The sequence below is a fragment of the Streptomyces sp. NPDC055189 genome (genome assembly GCF_053606765.1).
Window position 1 is genome coordinate 1 of the sequence record NZ_JBSGSG010000079.1, and the last position, 19328, is coordinate 19328.

The 19328-nt window shown below is 67.5% G+C and carries 16 protein-coding genes and 1 tRNA gene; 8 read left to right on the plus strand and 9 right to left on the minus strand.

The genetic code is table 11. The features are described from left to right. Window positions 1-50: 50 nt before the first annotated feature. From ACWFR3_RS36630 to dnaA, 9 genes are all read right to left on the minus strand, one after another. Window positions 51-124, minus strand: a tRNA-Ile gene (locus ACWFR3_RS36630). A gap of 279 nt (window positions 125-403) precedes the next feature. Then, window positions 404-1114: a DUF3566 domain-containing protein gene (locus ACWFR3_RS36635; RefSeq protein ID WP_453739022.1), complete on the minus strand. Its 711-nt coding sequence runs from the start codon at window positions 1112-1114 to the stop codon at window positions 404-406. A gap of 18 nt (window positions 1115-1132) precedes the next feature. Then, a complete protein-coding gene (gyrA, locus tag ACWFR3_RS36640) occupies window positions 1133-3733 on the minus strand; it encodes a DNA gyrase subunit A (protein ID WP_453739023.1) in 2601 nt (866 codons plus the stop codon). 42 nt (window positions 3734-3775) lie between these two features. Then, window positions 3776-5845: a DNA topoisomerase (ATP-hydrolyzing) subunit B gene (gene gyrB, locus ACWFR3_RS36645; protein WP_453739024.1), complete on the minus strand. Its 2070-nt coding sequence runs from the start codon at window positions 5843-5845 to the stop codon at window positions 3776-3778. A gap of 265 nt (window positions 5846-6110) precedes the next feature. Further along, window positions 6111-6671: a DUF721 domain-containing protein gene (locus ACWFR3_RS36650; RefSeq protein ID WP_453739025.1), complete on the minus strand. Its 561-nt coding sequence runs from the start codon at window positions 6669-6671 to the stop codon at window positions 6111-6113. A 22-nt stretch (window positions 6672-6693) separates the two neighbouring features. Continuing rightward, complete coding sequence (recF, locus tag ACWFR3_RS36655; protein ID WP_453739026.1) at window positions 6694-7815, minus strand: DNA replication/repair protein RecF; 1122 nt, start codon at window positions 7813-7815, stop codon at window positions 6694-6696. Window positions 7816-7886: 71 nt separating this feature from the next. Continuing rightward, the gene (gene gnd, locus ACWFR3_RS36660) at window positions 7887-8771 is read right to left on the minus strand and encodes a phosphogluconate dehydrogenase (NAD(+)-dependent, decarboxylating) (protein ID WP_453739027.1); all 885 of its coding nucleotides are present in this window, start codon (window positions 8769-8771) and stop codon (window positions 7887-7889) included. A gap of 89 nt (window positions 8772-8860) precedes the next feature. Then, the gene (gene dnaN / locus ACWFR3_RS36665; RefSeq protein WP_453739028.1) at window positions 8861-9991 is read right to left on the minus strand and encodes a DNA polymerase III subunit beta; all 1131 of its coding nucleotides are present in this window, start codon (window positions 9989-9991) and stop codon (window positions 8861-8863) included. An 857-nt stretch (window positions 9992-10848) separates the two neighbouring features. Continuing rightward, window positions 10849-12768, minus strand: a complete 1920-nt coding sequence (gene dnaA / locus ACWFR3_RS36670) for a chromosomal replication initiator protein DnaA (protein WP_453739029.1) — start codon at window positions 12766-12768, stop codon at window positions 10849-10851. 368 nt (window positions 12769-13136) lie between these two features. On the opposite strand from dnaA, the gene rpmH reads away from it, so the two are divergent. The 8 genes from rpmH (at window position 13137) to ACWFR3_RS36710 (ending at window position 19155) form a co-directional block, all read left to right on the plus strand. Then, the gene (gene rpmH, locus ACWFR3_RS36675; RefSeq protein ID WP_006381191.1) at window positions 13137-13274 is read left to right on the plus strand and encodes a 50S ribosomal protein L34; all 138 of its coding nucleotides are present in this window, start codon (window positions 13137-13139) and stop codon (window positions 13272-13274) included. A 20-nt stretch (window positions 13275-13294) separates the two neighbouring features. Continuing rightward, complete coding sequence (gene rnpA / locus ACWFR3_RS36680) at window positions 13295-13666, plus strand: ribonuclease P protein component (RefSeq protein ID WP_453739030.1); 372 nt, start codon at window positions 13295-13297, stop codon at window positions 13664-13666. After that, complete coding sequence (gene yidD, locus ACWFR3_RS36685; RefSeq protein WP_453739031.1) at window positions 13663-14022, plus strand: membrane protein insertion efficiency factor YidD; 360 nt, start codon at window positions 13663-13665, stop codon at window positions 14020-14022. Before rnpA ends, yidD begins: the two co-directional genes overlap by 4 nt. 3 nt (window positions 14023-14025) lie before the next feature. Further along, window positions 14026-15321, plus strand: coding sequence for a membrane protein insertase YidC (gene yidC / locus ACWFR3_RS36690; RefSeq protein ID WP_453739032.1), 1296 nt, complete (start codon window positions 14026-14028; stop codon window positions 15319-15321). 14 nt (window positions 15322-15335) lie between these two features. Next, window positions 15336-15857, plus strand: a complete 522-nt coding sequence (locus ACWFR3_RS36695; protein ID WP_135332061.1) for a Jag family protein — start codon at window positions 15336-15338, stop codon at window positions 15855-15857. A gap of 99 nt (window positions 15858-15956) precedes the next feature. After that, window positions 15957-16673 (plus strand): 16S rRNA (guanine(527)-N(7))-methyltransferase RsmG, encoded by a 717-nt coding sequence (gene rsmG, locus ACWFR3_RS36700; RefSeq protein ID WP_249588898.1) that lies wholly within the window; start codon window positions 15957-15959, stop codon window positions 16671-16673. 284 nt (window positions 16674-16957) lie between these two features. Next, window positions 16958-18034, plus strand: a complete 1077-nt coding sequence (locus ACWFR3_RS36705; protein ID WP_283779165.1) for a ParA family protein — start codon at window positions 16958-16960, stop codon at window positions 18032-18034. Continuing rightward, on the plus strand, window positions 18031-19155 hold the full coding sequence (locus tag ACWFR3_RS36710; protein ID WP_453739033.1) for a ParB/RepB/Spo0J family partition protein: 1125 nt from the start codon (window positions 18031-18033) through the stop codon (window positions 19153-19155). Before ACWFR3_RS36705 ends, ACWFR3_RS36710 begins: the two co-directional genes overlap by 4 nt. Window positions 19156-19328: the final 173 nt, after the last annotated feature.

A 19328-nucleotide genomic window follows, 5' to 3' on the forward strand; every position in this document is an offset into this window, starting at 1 on the left:
GACACGAAGAAGACCCCCAACCGATGGGTTGGGGGTCTTCTTCGTGTCTGTGGGGCTAACAGGATTTGAACCTGTGGCCTCATCCTTATCAGGGATGCGCTCTAACCAACTGAGCTATAGCCCCGCCGCGCTGCGGTGTGTCCCGCGCGCTGACCTCTGAAGATTAGCGCACGTGCGGGCCAGTCCCAAAATCGATACCTCCGAGGGGACCGGACAGGCCCTGAGGGACCGGACCGGCAGGGAGCAGGCAGCCGGAGGAGGCGGCCGGGAAGCAGAACAGGGCCCCGCCCTGTGGGGGCGGAACCCTGGTCCTACGTAGACCGCACGTAGGGCTACGCAGCTCTACGTAGCCCTACGGAAGATGCGTATCCCTACGGCATACAAGAAGCGAGCAGGAAGAGAACTACTCGTCCTCGGCCAGCGTCAGCTCGACGCCGCCCACGAAGCCCGCGGAGAGGTTGTAGATGAAGGCGCCGAGCGTCGCGAGGGCCGTGGCGAGAACCACGTCGATGACCGCGATGATCGTCGTGAACATCAGGACGCGCGGCAGCGACAGGAAGGACTGCAGGTCGAAGCCGTTGGACTCGTTCGATCCCGTCGCCTCGGAGATCGTGCCGCCCACAGTCGAGAAGACGCCCATGGCATCCATGACCATCCACAGCACGGCGGCCGCGACGATCGTGCAGATGCCGAGCGCGATGGAGAGCAGGAAGCTGACCTTCATCACCGACCACGGGTCGACCTTGGCCACCCGCAGCCGCGCCTTGCGCGTACGAGGCGTCGTGCGCGCCCCGGTCCGCGGCCTGCGCACGGAACCCGTCTGGGAGCCCTGCTGATAGGCCTGCGGCGGGTGGTACGGCTGGGAACCCTGCTGCTGGGGCTGCCGCTCCCCTGGCAGGGCGCCACCGCCGCCCTGGGACGCCTGGGCCCCGGCAGCGTACGACGCGTCGTACTGCGGTGACTGAGCCGACTGCGGCCCTCGGGTGTCGGTCACGGTTCCCCCCTGGGATCCACGGGACTCATGCGAGTCGGGAGAATCAGTGGCGGAGCCACGGACACCGTCTGTACCGGCTGGGCCGGTTCCACTTGCTCCGGCGCCCGTGGCTCCACTCACGATGACTCTCTCCTCGCGCTACTCGGCCGTGGACTCCGTGCCCTCGTCCGTACCGGCGACCGGCTCGCCGTCTGCCGATTCGACGACGATGTCACCGTCGACTTCCTCAGCCTCGCGTCCGGCCTCGGCGTTACGAGCGATACCGACCACGGCATCGCGCTTGCCCAGGTTGATCAGTTGGACGCCCATGGTGTCACGGCCCGTCTCCCTGACCTCGTTGACTCGCGTACGAATCACACCGCCGCCCAGGGTGATGGCGAGGATCTCGTCGGTCTCCTCCGTCACCAGCGCGCCCACGAGTTCGCCGCGGTCCTCCACGATCTTGGCGGCCTTGATGCCGAGGCCACCACGACCCTGGACGCGGTACTCGTCGACGTTGGTGCGCTTGGCGTACCCACCGTCGGTTGCGGTGAAGACGAAAGTACCCGGCCTGACGACATTCATCGAGAGCAGTTCGTCGCCGCCGCGGAAACTCATTCCCTTGACGCCCGAGGTCGCGCGGCCCATGGGACGCAGCGCATCGTCCGTCGCGGTGAACCTGATCGACTGTGCCTTCTTGCTGATGAGCAGCAGATCGTCCTCGGCCGACACGAGTTCGGCGCCGATCAGCTCGTCGTCCTTGCCGTCGTCCGTCTCGCGGAGGTTGATCGCGATGACGCCGCCGGCGCGGGGCGAGTCGTAGTCCTTGAGCGGGGTCTTCTTTACGAGGCCGCCCTTTGTGGCGAGAACCAGGTAGGGCACCGCTTCGTAGTCACGGATCGCGAGGATCTCGGCGATCTTCTCGTCCGGCTGGAAGGCGAGCAGGTTCGCCACGTGCTGGCCGCGGGCGTCGCGTCCGGCGTCCGGCAGTTCGTACGCCTTCGCCCGGTAGACCCGGCCCTTGTTGGTGAAGAACAGCAGCCAGTGGTGGGTCGTCGACACGAAGAAGTGGTCGACGATGTCGTCTTCCTTCAGCTTCGTGCCGCGGACTCCCTTGCCGCCGCGCTTCTGGGAGCGGTAATCGACGGTCTTCGTGCGCTTGACGTAACCGCCGCGCGTGATCGTGACGACGATGTCGTCCTCGGCGATCAGGTCCTCCATGGACATGTCGCCGTCGAAGGGCACGAGCGCCGAGCGACGGTCCTCGCCGAACTTGTCGACGATCGCCGCGAGCTCCTCGCTGATGATCTGGCGCTGCCGCTCGGGCGAGGCCAGGATCGCGTTGTACTCGTTGATCTTCGCCTGCAGTTCGTCGTGCTCGGCGACGATCTTCTGGCGCTCCAGGGCGGCGAGCCGGCGCAGCTGCATCTCGAGGATGGCGTTGGCCTGGATCTCGTCGATCGAGAGCAGGCCCATCAGGCCCTCACGCGCGACGTCGACCGTCTGGCTGGCCCGGATGAGCGCGATGACCTCGTCGATCGCGTCCAGGGCCTTCAGCAGGCCGCGCAGGATGTGGGCCCGCTCCTCGGCCTTGCGCAGCCTGTACTTCGTGCGCCGGACGATGACCTCGACCTGGTGCGTCACCCAGTGGCGGATGAACGCGTCCAGGGAGAGGGTGCGCGGCACACCGTCGACCAGGGCCAACATGTTGGCGCTGAAGTTCGACTGCAGGTCGGTGTGCTTGTAGAGGTTGTTCAGGACGACCTTGGCGACCGCGTCCCGCTTCAGGACCACGACGAGGCGCTGGCCCGTGCGCGACGACGTCTCGTCGCGCACGTCGGCGATGCCGCCGACCCTGCCGTCCTTGACCAGGTCCGCGATCTTCTGCGCGAGGTTGTCGGGGTTGGTCTGGTAGGGGAGCTCGGTGACCACCAGGCACTGGCGGTTCTGGATCTCCTCGACCGCGACGACCGCGCGCATCGTGATGGAGCCACGGCCCGTGCGGTACGCCTCCTCGATGCCCTTGCGGCCCACTACTAGTGCGCCGGTGGGGAAATCGGGGCCCTTGATGCGCTCGATGAGCGCGTCGAGAAGCTCCTCGTGCGAGGCGTCCGGGTGCTCCAGGGCCCACTGCGCGCCCGCCGCGACCTCGCGGAGGTTGTGCGGCGGGATGTTGGTGGCCATGCCGACCGCGATGCCCGCCGAGCCGTTGATCAGCAGGTTCGGGAAGCGCGCCGGCAGGACCGTCGGCTCCTGGTTGCGGCCGTCGTAGTTGTCCGTGAAGTCGACGGTCTCCTCGTCGATGTCACGGACCATCTCCATGGCCAGCGGCGCCATCTTGCACTCGGTGTACCGCATGGCGGCCGCCGGGTCGTTGCCCGGGGAGCCGAAGTTTCCGTTGGAGTCCACAAGCGGCATCCGCATCGACCACGGCTGGGCCAGGCGGACCAGGGCGTCGTAGATGGAGGAGTCGCCGTGCGGGTGGTAGGTGCCCATGACGTCGCCGACGACGCGGGCGCACTTGTAGAAGCCCTTCTCGGGGCGGTATCCGCCGTCGTACATCGCGTACAGGACGCGGCGGTGGACGGGCTTGAGGCCGTCCCGTACGTCGGGCAGCGCACGCGACACGATGACGGACATCGCGTAGTCGAGGTACGAGCGCTGCATCTCCGTCTCGAGCCCGACGGGCTCGACACGCATGCCCACGCCGGGAACGGCGGGCTCCTCTTCGGGCATCACAGGGGTGTTCTCGTCGGCCATTGCTGGTCAAAGTCCTTTCGAGGTGCGGCTTGTACGGCCGACTCAGATGTCGAGGAAGCGGACGTCCTTGGCGTTGCGCTGAATGAACGAGCGCCTCGCCTCGACGTCCTCTCCCATCAGCACCGAGAACAGGTCGTCGGCCTGCGCCGCGTCGTCCAGGGTGACCTGGCCGAGAACGCGGTGATCCTGGTCCATCGTCGTGACGCGCAGCTCCTCGGCGTTCATCTCGCCGAGACCCTTGAAGCGCTGGACCGAGTCGTCCCTGACGCGCTTGCCGGCCTGGCGGCCGAGCTCGATCAGGGCGTCGCGCTCACGGTCGGAGTACGCGTACTGGAAGTCGTCGCGCGTCCACTTGATCTTGTAGAGCGGCGGGCGCGAGAGGTACACGTGCCCGGACTCGACGAGCGGCCGCATGAAGCGGAACAGGAACGTCAGGAGCAGGGTGTTGATGTGCTGGCCGTCGACGTCGGCGTCCGCCATCAGGATGATCTTGTGATAGCGGAGCTTCTCGATGTCGAAGTCCTCGTGCACGCCCGTGCCGAAGGCCGAGATGAGGGCCTGGACTTCCTGGTTGTGCAGGATCTTGTCGATCCGCGCCTTCTCGACGTTCAGGATCTTGCCTCGGATGGGCAGGATCGCCTGGTACATCGGGTCACGGCCGGACTTCGCCGAACCACCGGCGGAGTCACCCTCGACGATGAAGATCTCGCACTTCGTCGGGTCGTTCGACTGGCAGTCGCTGAGCTTTCCGGGCAGCGAGGCCGATTCGAGCAGCCCCTTGCGCCGGGTCAGGTCGCGCGCCTTGCGGGCGGCGACGCGGGCCGTGGCGGCCTGGATGCTCTTACGGATGATGTCCGAGGCCTCGTTCGGGTTCCGGTCGAACCAGTCCGTGAGGTGCTCGTGCACGACCTTCTGCACGAAGGTCTTCGCCTCGGTGTTGCCCAGCTTGGTCTTGGTCTGGCCCTCGAACTGCGGCTCGCCCAGCTTCACCGAGATGATCGCCGTCAGACCCTCGCGGATGTCCTCGCCCGTGAGGTTGTCGTCCTTCTCGCGCAGCAGCTTCTTCTCGCGCGCGTACCGGTTGACCAGGCCCGTCAGGGCGGCCCTGAAGCCCTCTTCGTGCGTACCGCCCTCATGCGTGTGGATCGTGTTCGCGAAGGAGTAGACACCTTCGGTGTACTGCGAGTTCCACTGCATGGCGATCTCGGCCGAGAGCATGCGCTCCTTGTCCTCGGCCTCGACGTCGATGACGGTCGGGTGGATCACCTCGCCCTTACGGGAGTTGAGGTACTTCACGAAGTCGACGATGCCGCCTTCGTAGTAGTACGTCACCGTGCGGGCCTCGGCGGCCTCGTCGTCGGTGGCCTCGGTCGAGTCCGCACCCGCCGTCGCCTTCGCCGACTCGCGCTCATCAGTGAGTTTGATGGTCAAACCCTTGTTGAGGAACGCCATCTCCTGGAAGCGCCGCGCGAGCGTCTCGAAGGAGTACTCGGTCGTCTCGAAGACGTCCGGGTCGGCCCAGAAGGTGACCGTGGTGCCCGACTCCTCGACCGCCTCGTGCTTGGCCAGCGGGGCCGTCGGCACGCCCAGCTTGAAGTCCTGGGTCCAGCGGAAGCCGTCGCGCTTGATCTCGACCGCGAGCTTGGTGGACAGGGCGTTCACGACGGAGACGCCGACGCCGTGCAGACCACCGGAGACGGCGTACCCGCCGCCGCCGAACTTTCCGCCCGCGTGCAGGACGGTCAGAACGACCTCCACCGCGGGCTTCTTCTCCACCGGGTGCATGTCGACGGGGATGCCACGGCCGTTGTCGACCACGCGCACGCCGCCGTCGGGCAGGATCGTCACGTCGATGGTGTCCGCGTGCCCGGCGAGGGCTTCGTCGACGGAGTTGTCGACAACCTCTTGCACGAGGTGGTGCAGGCCACGCTCACCGGTCGACCCGATGTACATGCCAGGTCGCTTGCGGACCGCGTCCAGACCCTCGAGGACGGTGATCGCGCTGGCGTCGTACGAGGCTGTGACCTCGCCGTTCTCGCCGGCGGCGGTGGACGGGATGTTCTCGTTGGGGTTGCCGGAATCGGCCACGAAGCGCCCTTTCTGGCACAGCACAAGCCAAGCACCCGGCGGTGGCCGGAGCGGCTGCGTCGTTCAGCGATAGTCAGCGTTGCTCGGTGCGTCCCACAAGTGGGGCGGGATTAGCTTCCAGTCTACCGGTAGCGCCGACAGTGATGGGGGTTTGCCGGTACCTGAGTCCGCATGTGCCGTCCTGAACCGGCATCATCCGACTCCCCATATGCGGCCTGGGGCTCTAAGAGGCTCACAGCGGCACTCAGCGCTTCGGGGTGTCAACCCCGAGCTACCAACCGGTACGGCCTCAGCCGTAGGTGTCCCCGGGGCCTGTGCTGCCCGGTGCGCGCAGGGGTCCGAAGCGACGCGGGGGACCACCGGGACCGAGGACTTTGATGAGGCGCACGGTGCCGTGACCCAGGTCTTCGTTGAGGCGCGCGACCAGTTGCGGGGCCAGCAGGCGCAGGTTCGTCGCCCAGGCCGTGGAGTCGCACTGGACGGTCAGGATCCGCTCGTTCTCGTCGTAACGCTGCGGGACGCAGTGGTTGGCCAGGTCGTCGCCGACGATCTGCGGCCAGCGGCCCATCACCCCGCCGACCGCGGCCGGCGTCTCCCAGCCGCGCTCGGTGATCAGGCGGTTGATCGCGGAGCCGAGCGGTTGCGGGTCACGCCCGTCGGCGCGCGCGCCGGAGCGCAGGCCGCCCCTGCGGGCCTGCTTCTTCTGCTGCGCGGCGTCTCCACGCGCGCGTGCCTGTTCCTTGGCGGCACGCAGAGCGACCCGGGCGAGGTCGACGCCGGAGGGCTCGGGGGTCTTCTTCGGCGGTCCCGCGTCCTGAGGGGCGCCCTCGGCAGGCTCTTCGGCGCTCATACGCGCTCCCTGCTCAGGCAGGTCATACGCGCTCCACCACGCCGTCCGACACCTCGAACCGCGTCCCGGCGAGCACGCCCGGCACGTCGTCGTCCACGGCGGCCGTGACCAGGACCTGCTCGCCGGGCGCCACCAGCTCCGCCAGGCGCTCCCTGCGGCGCGCGTCGAGTTCCGCGAACACGTCGTCCAGGACGAGCACCGGTTCGTTCCCCTCGGCGCGCAGGAGGTCGTACGAGGCCAGGCGCAGCGCCAGGGCGTACGACCAGGACTCGCCGTGGCTCGCGTACCCCTTCGCGGGGAGCTGGCCCAGCTTCAGGATCAGGTCGTCGCGGTGCGGCCCGACCAGCGTCACGCCCCGCTCGATCTCCTGCTTGCGCGCCTCTTCGAGGGCGGCGATCAACTGCTCGTAGAGGGCCTCGCGCGTGTGTCCTTCGCCCGGCGCGGACGGCTTGTACTCCAGCGAGACGGGGCCGCCGCCGGGTGCCAGCTGCTCGTACGCCTTGTCGGCCAGCGGTTGCAGCGCGGCGATCAGGTCGAGGCGCTGCGTGAGCAGCTCCGCGCCCACGCGCGCGAGGTGCTGGTCCCAGACGTCGAGTGTGGACAGGTCCATGGAGCGCCCGCCGTGGCGCCGCGCCAGGGCCGCCGACTTCAGGAGGGTGTTGCGCTGCTTCAGCACGCGGTCGTAGTCGGAGCGCACGCCCGCCATGCGGGGGGAGCGCGCCGTGATCAGCTCGTCGAGGAAGCGCCTGCGCTCACCGGGGTCGCCCTTGATCAGGGCCAGATCCTCGGGCGCGAACAGCACCGTGCGCACGATTCCGAGCACATCACGGGGCCTGACCTGCGACGACCTGTTGATGCGGGCGCGGTTGGCCTTGCCCGGATTGAGTTCGAGTTCGATCAGCTGCTGGCGCTCGCCCTGGCGGACCTGGGCCCTGATGACGGCGCGCTCGGCGCCCATGCGCACCAGCGGCGCATCCGAGGAGACCCGGTGGCTGCCGAGGGTGGCGAGATAGCCGACGGCCTCGACGAGGTTGGTCTTCCCCTGGCCGTTCGGGCCCACGAACGCGGTGACGCCCGGATCGAGGGGCACCTCGACCCGGGCGTACGAACGGAAGTCGGCCAGCGACAGATGCGTGACGTGCATGGTGTGCGCCGACCTCCCCCGGCGTACTTCACTTGCGATAGACCTGCACAGTTTCCCGCACAGGCTGTGGATCAGTTCTCGCTCTTGGACTCGACGGCGTGGCCGCCGAACTGGTTGCGCAGCGCCGCGATCATCTTCATCTGCGGGGAGTCGTCCTGTCGCGAGGCGAACCGGGCGAAGAGCGAGGCCGTGATGGCGGGCAGCGGCACGGCGTTGTCGATGGCGGCTTCCACCGTCCACCGGCCCTCGCCGGAGTCCTGCGCGAATCCGCGCAGCTTCTGCAGGTGCTCGTCGTCGTCCAGGGCGTTGACCGCGAGGTCGAGCAGCCAGGAACGGATGACCGTGCCCTCCTGCCAGGAGCGGAAGACCTCGCGCACGTCCGTGACGGAGTCGACCTTCTCCAGGAGCTCCCAGCCCTCGGCGTAGGCCTGCATCATGGCGTACTCGATGCCGTTGTGGACCATCTTCGAGAAGTGGCCCGCGCCGACCTTGCCCGCGTGCACGGAACCGAAGTCACCCTCGGGCTTGAGGGCGTCGAAGACCGGCTGGACCTTCGCGATGTGCTCGGCGTCGCCGCCGTACATGAGCGCGTAGCCGTTCTGCAGGCCCCAGACACCGCCGGAGACGCCGCAGTCGACGAATCCGATGCCCTTGGCGGCGAGCTCCTCGGCGTGCTTCTCGTCGTCGGTCCAGCGGGAGTTGCCGCCGTCCACGACGACGTCACCCGGCTGGAGCAGTTCGGCGAGCTCGTCGACGGTGGACTGGGTCGCGGCTCCGGCCGGAACCATCACCCAGACGACGCGCGGACCCTTGAGCTTGCCCACAAGCTCTTCGAGGCTGTGGACATCCGCGACGTCCTGGTTGCGGTCGTATCCGATGACGGTGTGGCCTGCGCGGCGGATGCGCTCACGCATATTGCCGCCCATCTTGCCGAGGCCGACGAGACCGAGCTCCATCAGTGGTTCCTTAAGTAGCGATGTGGCGTGAAGGCACCTTCGTACCCGCGTCCGAGCCTACGCCCGGACGCTCGCTCACACCTGTGGGCTCAGCCGCTCAGACGTACAGGCATGATCAGGTACTTGTACGCCTCGTCGGCCTCCGCATCCATCGCCGGCCGGCCGCTCAGGAGCGCGGGCTTCGTCGACGTCGTGAACGACAGCTGGGCGACCGGGGAGTCGATCGCGCTCAGGCCGTCGAGCAGGAACGTCGGGTTGAAGGCGATCGAGACGTCGTCGCCCTCGAGCTGCGCGTCGACCCTCTCCACAGCCTGTGCGTCGTCGCTGGAACCGGCCTCCAGGATGAGCACGCCCTGCTCGAAGCTGAGCCGGACCGGAGTGTTCCGCTCGGCCACCAGGGCCACGCGCTTCACGGCCTCGACGAACGGGGCGGTCTCAATGACCGCGATCGAGTTGAACTCCGTGGGGAAGAGCGTCTTGTACTTCGGGAGGTCGCCCTCGAGGAGACGCGTGGTCGTACGCCGCCCTGCTCCCTCGAAGCCGATCAGGCCCTCACCGGCACCGGAGCCCGAAAGGGCCAGGGTGACCGTGTCGCCGCTCGTGAGCGCCTTGGCGGTGTCCAGGAGCGTCTTGGCGGGCACCAGGGCGACCGCGGACGCCTCGGGGTTCTCCGGCTTCCACAGGAACTCGCGGACCGCGAAGCGGTAGCGGTCGGTGGAGGCAAGCGTGACCGTGTCGCCCTCGATCTCGATGCGTACGCCGGTCAGGACGGGCAGCGTGTCGTCGCGGCCCGCGGCGATGGCCACCTGGGAGGCGGCGGAGGCGAAGACCTCACCGGGGACCGTGCCGGTCGCGGTGGGCATCTGCGGCAGCGCGGGGTACTCCTCCACAGGAAGCGTGTGGAGTGTGAATCGCGAGGAGCCGCAGACCACCGTGGCCCGTACACCGTCTGTGGAGATCTCCACCGGACGGTTGGGAAGGGCGCGGCAGATGTCGGCGAGCAGCCGGCCGGAGACGAGGACCGTGCCCTCGTCGTCGATCTCGGCGTCCACGGAGACACGCGCCGAGACCTCGTAGTCGAAGCTCGACAGGCTCAGTGCGCCTTCCTCGGCCTTCAGCAGCAGACCTGCCAGCACAGGCGCCGGAGGCCGGGCCGGGAGACTGCGCGCCGCCCACGCCACCGCCTCTGCGAGTACGTCGCGTTCCACCCGGATCTTCACTTAGCCGCCCTCCTGCTGTTGCTGGCACTGGGGACCAGTCTGACGCACCGCACTGACAGCGGGTGCCCGTCGGGGTCAAGTCGTGACGAGCGGCGTCGGAGGTCCGGAGAGCGAGTTGTGCACAGGCCCCCCTTCCAAGCGAATTCCCCGGTGACTCTAAGTGGGAGTAGTAGTAGGGCCTGTGGAAACCGTGGATAACCCTGTTTTCGCAGGTCAGTGCCGGTTTTTTATCCACTGTGCCTGTGGGCGGAGGCGGTGGACAACCGGTGGTTTCTGTGGACGGGCGAAAGTTCTGCACACCCGGTGCACAGGCAAGGGGTACTTCTCCCCAGCACTGTCCCCAGCTTTACCCACCTTCCCCACAGGCCAACCGACCTCCTTGGTGTGACGCCTTTCACTCGGCACGGTGACGGGGCGCGTTGCGTTGCCGAACAGTGGACAGCCGTGTGGAGAAGCTGGGGAAAGCTGGGGACAACCGGGCCGAGCCTGTGGGTTGCCGGTGGACAAGTTCATGCACACCCTGTGGACGAGATTTTCATCCACAGCCTGTGGAGAGTCTTCGTCCACGAATCCACAACCACCTGACCTGGCTTGATGATCCCTCAGCAGGGTCGCCTGTGGACATCATCTGGACAACTTCCCGGTCCCCGGGGTGTGGAGAGAAAAAAGAGCACACATCTGTGGAGAACAGCCCTCTCAGCTGGGGAAATCGAACAGCGGAGAGGGCCGAAGGGGGGCCACGCGCGCGTGCGCAACGGCAAAGGGCGCCCCGGAAGTTGTTCCGGGGCGCCCTTCGACGACGTGTCAGCGGTACGCGTGTGCGGCTCTCAGTGGCTCTCAGCGCAGCTGTGCGCGTCTCAGCCGTTCTTGATGCGGTTGGTGAGCTCGGTGACCTGGTTGTAGATCGAGCGCCGCTCCGCCATCAGCGCGCGGATCTTGCGGTCCGCGTGCATGACCGTCGTGTGGTCACGTCCGCCGAACTGCGCGCCGATCTTGGGCAGCGAGAGGTCCGTCAGCTCGCGGCAGAGGTACATCGCGATCTGGCGGGCCGTCACCAGGACGCGGCTGCGCGAGGATCCGCAGAGGTCGTCCACCGTGAGGCCGAAGTAGTCCGCGGTCGCGGCCATGATGGCCGTCGCCGTGATCTCCGGGGCCGCGTCCTCGCCGCCCGGGATCAGGTCCTTGAGGACGATCTCCGTCAGACCCAGGTCCACCGGCTGCCGATTGAGCGAGGCGAAGGCCGTGACCCGGATCAGCGCGCCCTCGAGCTCACGGATGTTGCGTGAGATACGGGACGCGATGAACTCCAGGACCTCCGGCGGGGCGTTGAGCTGCTCCTGTACCGCCTTCTTACGAAGGATGGCGATACGCGTCTCCAGCTCCGGCGGCTGGACGTCGGTGATCAGGCCCCACTCGAAGCGGTTGCGCAGCCGGTCCTCCAGGGTCACCAGCTGCTTGGGCGGCCGGTCACTGGAGAGCACGATCTGCTTGTTCGCGTTGTGGAGCGTATTGAAGGTGTGGAAGAACTCCTCCTGCGTCGACTCCTTGCTCGCGAGGAACTGGATGTCGTCGACGAGCAGGATGTCCATCTCGCGGTACCGCTTGCGGAAGGTGTCGCCCTTGCCGTCGCGGATGGAGTTGATGAACTCGTTCGTGAACTCCTCGGAGCTCACGTAGCGCACGCGCGTGCCGGGATAGAGGCTGCGGGCGTAGTGCCCGATGGCGTGCAGAAGGTGCGTCTTGCCGAGGCCGGACTCTCCGTAGATGAAGAGAGGGTTGTACGCCTTGGCGGGCGCCTCGGCGACGGCGACGGCCGCCGCGTGCGCGAAACGGTTCGACGCACCGATCACGAAGGTGTCGAAGAGGTACTTCGGGTTGAGGCGCGCGGTGGGCTCACCGGGAGCGGACGCCGGAGCCGGCTGCGCGGCCAGCGGGCCGGGGGCGCCGCTGCCGTGGACACCGTGGCCGTTGCCGTGCCCGCCTCCCCTGGGACCGGAGTGCCCGCCGGAGCCGGGCGACTGCTCGTGCCGCTCACGCCGGTCGTGGTGGTCCTGCTGGTCCTGGCGGTTCTGCCGCTCCTGGCGGTGCTGTTCGTACGGGGAGTGCTGCGGCGGCTGCGACCGGTAGTCGTGCTGGGGCTGCGGAGGGTTCGCGTACGGATCCCGCTCGGGGAAGCCGAGCCGCTGCTGCTGCCAGCCGTAGTCGTCCTGCTGCGGGGGCTGGTGCTGCTGAGGCTGATGCTGCTGGTGTTGCTGCGGCCAGGCGCCGGGCGCGGGGCGCTGGTAGTCGGGGTACGCGGGGCGGGTGGTCGGCAGCTGGTCGCCGGGCCCCCGGCCCGGGGAGTGCTCGTCCGGTACGCGGCGCCCGTAAGCGTCGTACGACTCATGTCCCTGACCGGGGCCCTGGTGCTGCTCGGGATCTTCGTAGCGCTGCTGCTGTTGCTGACCGGGCTGCTGCTGGAGCGGCGGCGCCGGCGGGGTGGGCCGGTCCATGGGGTCGCCGACCGAGTCGTCCACCGTGATGGCGATACGGATCGGGCGGCCGCACTCGCGGCTCAGCGACTCGCTGACAATGGGTGCGAGCCGTCCCTCGAGCACGCCCTTGGCGAATTCGTTCGGTACGGCCAGCAGTGCGGTGTCCGCGACCAGCGCGAGCGGCTGGCAGCGCTTGATCCAGCGCTCGTCCTTCGCGTCGACACCGTGCCCCCGCCCCTCACCCAGCAGCTGCTCCAGAACTCGTGGCCACACTGCGGCAAGATCGGCAGGTACGTCAGCCACAAGGCACGCTCTCTCACGGGGTCCCACGAAGGTGTGGTTTCTAGGGACGGAAATCGGGATGGGGAGGGAGAAGGGAATGAATCGGAGTTTGGCCACGGTAGTCAGGGCAACGGCTGCGGTTCAAGTTGTTGTCCACAGGCTGTGCACAGTGTCTCCCCCTGACGGTCGGTTTGACCGGATGGCGTAGCCCCGCGTACCGTGACCAGGTCGAGTTGTCGATGGCTGCTGCCGCCTGCCTCCGATGGGCAAAGATCACGATCTGTGATTGTGAAGCGGTGCACTCGGTGCGTATTCGCGAGCTTCTCGTGGGCGCACGGTGACAGCCAGGCGATGTCCCGCCACCACACAATCATTTCTGGAGCCCCCGAGTGAGCAAGCGCACCTTCCAGCCGAACAACCGCCGTCGCGCCAAGACCCACGGCTTCCGCCTGCGGATGCGCACCCGTGCCGGTCGCGCGATCCTCGCGAACCGTCGTGGCAAGGGTCGCGCCAGCCTTTCCGCCTGATCGCATTAGGTCATGACGTCGTGCTGCCTACCGAGCATCGGCTGAGGCGGCGCGAAGACTTCGCGACCGCGGTACGCCGAGGACGACGGGCCGGACGCCCGCTTCTCGTCGTCCATCTACGTAGCGGTGCAACGGACCCGCACGCGCCTGGGGAGAGCGTTTCCCCGACGCGTGCGGGTTTCGTCGTGAGCAAGGCCATTGGCGGCGCAGTCGTACGCAACAAGGTGAAGCGCAGGCTTCGCCATCTGATGCGTGACCGGGTGGCTCAGCTGCCCCCCGGTAGCCTGGTAGTCGTACGAGCGTTGCCCGGTGCGGGTGACGCCACCCATGCACAGCTGGCCCGAGACCTGGATGCCGCTCTTCAGCGGCTGCTGGGAGGGGGCGCTCGATGAAGTACCCACTGCTGGCTCTGATCAAGCTGTACCAGTGGACGATCAGTCCATTGCTCGGCCCGGTGTGCAAGTACTACCCGTCGTGCTCCCGCTACGGCTACCTGGCCATCGACCGGCACGGTGCGATCAAGGGAACGGCGCTGACGGCCTGGCGCATCCTGCGGTGCAATCCGTGGTCGCTCGGTGGTGTCGACCATGTCCCGCCGCGCAAGCGCCCGCGGTGGCACGAGATGCTGCGCGCCATGTGGCGCGAACGCACGGGCGGGACCGCCGCCGCTGGCGTGCCGTCCGGGGAGAGCTCCCCGGATACCCCTGGCCCGGCCGCCGAGACTCCGTCCCATGCTCAAGGAGCCTGATTAGTGGACACGATTGCCAGTCTGTTCAGCTTCATCACGACACCCGTTTCCTGGGTCATCGTCCAGTTCCACTCGCTGTACGGGGCCATTTTCGGTCCTGACACGGGCTGGGCCTGGGGCTTGTCCATCGTGTCCCTGGTGATCCTGATCCGTATCTGCCTGATCCCGCTCTTCGTGAAGCAGATCAAGGCGACCCGGGCGATGCAGACGCTGCAGCCCGAGATGAAGAAGATCCAGGAGCGCTACAAGAGCGACAAGCAGCGCCAGTCCGAAGAGATGATGAAGCTGTACAAGGAGTCGGGTACCAACCCGCTCTCCTCGTGCCTTCCCATCCTGGCGCAGTCGCCGTTCTTCTTCGCCCTGTACCACGTGCTCTCCGGCATCGCGTCGAACGACACCATCGGCGTCATCGACAAGCCGCTGCTCGAGAGCGCGCAGAAGGCGCACATCTTCGGCGCCCCGCTGGCCGCGAAGTTCATGGACAGCGAGGAGAAGGTCCAGGCCCTCCACGCCTCGCTGACCGACGTCCGCGTCGTGACCGCGATCATGATCGTCCTGATGTCGTTCTCGCAGTTCTACACGCAGCGCCAGCTGATGACGAAGAACGTGGACACGACGGTCAAGACGCCGTTCATGCAGCAGCAGAAGATGCTGATGTACGTCTTCCCGGTCATGTTCGCCGTGTTCGGCATCAACTTCCCCGTCGGTGTCCTCGTCTACTGGCTGACCACCAACGTGTGGACCATGGGTCAGCAGATGTTCGTGATCCGCCGGAACCCGACTCCGGGCTCCAAGGCCCAGGCCGCGTTCCTGGAGCGCCTGCAGAAGCAGCTCACGCACACCAAGAAGGTGCGGGGCCGCGGCAACACGAACGTCATCAAGGCGATCGTCGCCAAGGGCCGCGACCGCAACGAGTTCGAGCGCAAGTTCATCAACGGTCTGAGCAAGGAAGGCCTGGTGGCCCAGGCCGACGGCACCGTCGCGCCGAGCGAGTCCTCTGTCGCCACGGAGACCGAGGACGGCACTCCGGCCGCCGGTGGCGGTGCCCCGAAGCGACAGCAGCCCAAGCGCCAGAGCAAGTCGCAGCGCCAGTCGGCCGCCGCCCACAGCAAGGCGGAGAGCGACACGGAGACGGCTTCGGATGCGAAGACGTCACTGGAGAAGACTCAGGACGAGCCTCAGGATGCCGCTCCCAAGGACAAGCCCGCGGGCGGCAAGTCCGGGTCAGGTAACGCACGCCAAGCCAAGTCGGGGCAGCGCAAGGGCCAGCAGCGGCCCAAGCACCCGTCCAAGAAGTAGAAGGAGTCCATCCCGTGACGGAAGGCACCACCGCCCCCGCCGAGGCCGAGGTCGAGGCCGGCGACACTCTCACCCGTCTTGAGCAGGAGGGTGAGATCGCGGCGGACTACCTTGAGGGTCTGCTGGACATCGCCGATCTCGACGGCGACATCGACATGGACGTCGAGGCCGACCGCGCCGCTGTCTCGATCATCAGCGACTCGAACAGCCGCGATCTGCAGAAGCTCGTCGGCCGTGACGGTGAGGTCCTGGAGGCGCTCCAGGAGCTGACCCGCCTCGCGGTGCACCGCGAGACCGGTGACCGCAGCCGCCTGATGCTGGACATCGCGGGTTACCGCGCCAAGAAGCGCGAGGAGCTCTCCGAGCTGGGCGCCAAGGCAGCGGCCGAGGTGAAGAGCTCGGGCGAGCCGGTCAACCTCAAGCCCATGACGCCCTTCGAGCGCAAGGTCGTGCATGATGCGGTCAAGGCCGCCGGTCTGCGCAGCGAGTCCGAGGGCGAGGAGCCGCAGCGCTTCGTCGTCGTGCTTCCTGCCTGATCGCACGTTGTTTCCCCGGCCCCGTCTGCTCGCAGGCGGGGCCGGTCTTTGTCAGCCTGATAGTCAGCCACACCAGTGCGGTACGGAAGGACGGTCCTCGTGACGGAGGCAGCGGAGCTCCCCTCGGCGCCCGAGCAGGCCCGGGCGGTATTCGGTGAGCGCTTCTCGGACGCGGTCCGGTACGCGGAGTTGCTGGCCGACGCGGGAGTGCAGCGCGGACTGATCGGCCCCCGCGAAGTCCCTCGACTGTGGGAGCGGCACCTGCTGAACTGCGCGGTCCTCTCCGAGGTCGTGCCCGAGAACGTGATGGTGTGCGATGTCGGCTCGGGGGCGGGTCTGCCGGGCATTCCGCTGGCCCTCGTCCGGCCGGACCTGAAGATCACGCTGCTCGAGCCGCTGCTGCGGCGGACGACCTTCCTCACCGAAGTGGTCGAGCTGCTCGGACTCGACCACGTGACCGTCGTACGTGGCCGCGCCGAGGAGGTCCTTGGCAAGCTGCCTCCCGTCCACGTGGTGACCGCGCGGGCTGTGGCGCCGCTGGACCGCCTTGCGGCCTGGGGAGTGCCGCTCCTGCGTCCGTACGGGGAGATGCTGTTGCTCAAGGGCGACACGGCAGAGGAAGAGGTCAAGGCCGCAGGGGCTGCCCTGGGCAAGCTCGGCGCGGTGACCACTTCGGTGCTGCACGTCGGTGAGGGCGTGGTGGACCCGCTGTCCACGGTCGTACGGGTCGAGGTCGGGGAGAGCCCCGGCGGTGTGCGCTTTGCGGCCAAGCGCGCGAAGGCCGCCCGGACGGGGCGGACCCGACGTCGTCGCTGAGCGGTCCGCCCCTCGTCGTTCATCCGTCCTGACGACGAGTCGTACTCCACAAAAGATGCCAAACGTACGCATACCGGGGTGTCGCGCAAGCGGCACCCCGGCTGCCGTGCATCGTGTTTCACGTGAAACGTCGCTCACTGCTGCATGGCATCATCAGTCGCGGCCGCGCTGCTGAACCCCGCGACCGCCGCCCACTCGGTTCCCTCGACAAGGGGACGGAGTTGTCCACAGAGGTGGATTCGTCCACAGAAGACCGGGCCTCGCTGGTTCATGACCCTCAAAGCATGGGAGGCTCTGTTCATTGCGAGCCTGAAGTCGAGGAGAGTGAATCCTTGCGGTCCGACGCCAACATCGCGGGACCGATGACCGATCCGGTCCCCGGTCCCCGTACCGAGTCGGCGGGGGAGGATGTTTCACGTGAAACACCGCCCCCGATGGACGACACCCCTATCGGTCGAGCTGCCCAACTGGCGGTGGAAGCCCTGGGTCGTGCAGGCGAGGGCCTGCCACGACCCGAGCAGACCCGAGTCATGGTGGTTGCCAACCAGAAGGGTGGAGTGGGCAAGACGACGACAACCGTCAACCTCGCCGCTTCACTCGCTCTGCACGGCGCCCGCGTCTTGGTCATCGACCTCGACCCGCAGGGCAACGCCTCCACGGCTCTGGGTATCGACCACCACGCGGAAGTGCCGTCCATCTATGACGTGCTGATCGACAGCAAGCCGCTCTCCGAAGTCGTGCAGCCGGTCCCCGATGTCGAAGGACTCTTCTGTGCCCCGGCCACCATCGATCTCGCCGGTGCGGAGATCGAACTGGTGTCGCTGGTAGCACGGGAGAGCCGACTGCAGCGGGCGATCCAGGCGTACGAGCAGCCGCTGGACTACATCCTCATCGACTGCCCGCCGTCGCTCGGCCTGCTGACCGTCAACGCTCTGGTGGCCGGCGCGGAGGTGCTGATCCCCATTCAGTGCGAGTACTACGCACTCGAGGGCCTTGGTCAGCTCCTGCGCAACGTCGACCTGGTGCGTGGGCACCTCAACCCCCATCTGCACGTCTCGACGATCCTGCTCACCATGTACGACGGCCGCACCCGGCTCGCTTCACAGGTGGCGGACGAGGTGCGCACCCACTTCGGCGAAGAGGTCCTGCGGACGAGCATTCCCCGCTCGGTCCGCATCTCCGAGGCGCCGAGCTACGGACAGACCGTGCTCACCTACGATCCGGGGTCGAGCGGTGCCCTCTCGTACTTCGAGGCGGCACGTGAGATCGCGCTACGCGGCGTCGGTATTCGGTACGACGTTCAGCACGCCCACATGGGCGCTCAGAATGATCAGCACAGCACGACGGAGGGGATGCAGTGAGCGAGCGACGGAGAGGGCTGGGTCGTGGGCTCGGCGCCCTGATCCCTGCGGCCCCGACGGAGAAGTCGACCGCCCAGGCCATGAGCGGAGCTGCGGCCTCGCCCAGCGCTGTACCGGTACTCACCGCCGAGCGGGGTGTGGCGGCCGCGAAGGTGGCGGCGCTCCCGCAGAGCCCTGTTTCACATGAAACGGAGGAGCCGCCGAACGCAGCGGCGGAGGCCGAGGAAAGTTCGGTCGGAGCGCACTTCGCCGAGCTGCCCCTTGACTTCATCACGCCCAACCCGAGGCAGCCCCGTGAGGTCTTCGACGAGGACGCCCTTGCCGAACTGGTGACCTCCATCAAGGAGGTCGGGCTTCTCCAGCCTGTCGTCGTGCGACAGGTGGAGCCCTCACGCTACGAGCTCATCATGGGTGAGCGGCGCTGGCGGGCCTGCCGTGAGGCCGGTCTCGAGCGCATCCCGTCGATCGTCCGCGCGACGGACGACGAGAAGCTCCTCCTGGACGCGCTCCTCGAGAACCTGCACCGTGCGCAGCTGAACCCGCTGGAAGAGGCTGCCGCCTACGACCAGCTGCTCAAGGACTTCAACTGCACGCACGACCAGCTGGCGGACCGGATCGGCCGTTCGCGCCCGCAGGTCTCGAACACGCTGCGGCTCCTGAAGCTGTCGCCGGCGGTGCAGCGCAGGGTGGCTGCCGGCGTGCTGTCCGCGGGCCACGCTCGTGCTCTGCTCTCCGTCGAGGACTCGGAGGAGCAGGACCGCCTGGCTCTCCGGATCGTGGCCGAGGGGCTCTCGGTGCGCGCCGTCGAGGAGATCGTGACCCTCATGGGTTCGCGTCCGCAGAGCGCTCCGCGGGCCAAGGGGCCGCGTGCCGGCTCTCGGGTGTCGCCGTCGTTCACCAACCTTGCCACTCGTCTCTCCGATCGGTTCGAGACCCGCGTGAGGGTGGACCTGGGGCAGAAGAAGGGCAAGATCGTCGTCGACTTCGCCTCGCTGGAAGACCTGGAGCGCATCCTCGCGACGCTCGCTCCGGGCGAGGGCCCGGTCCTGATGAATGGGATCGCTGAGGACTCCGCCGAGGAGCCTGCCGAGGACGACACGGCCGAGGGCGAAAAGGGCTGAGTCTCCTCAGAAGGTCCTGCTGAGAGCGGGCCGTGTCCGGTGTGTACCGGAACACGGCCCGCTCTTTGCTTTCTTACGGTATCGGTGCAATCGCATCGTGGATACGATGCGATTGGGTATGGCGCATCCAGCTGGCAGCACCTCATTGGGGAGGGGAGGGCCATGCGATCGGT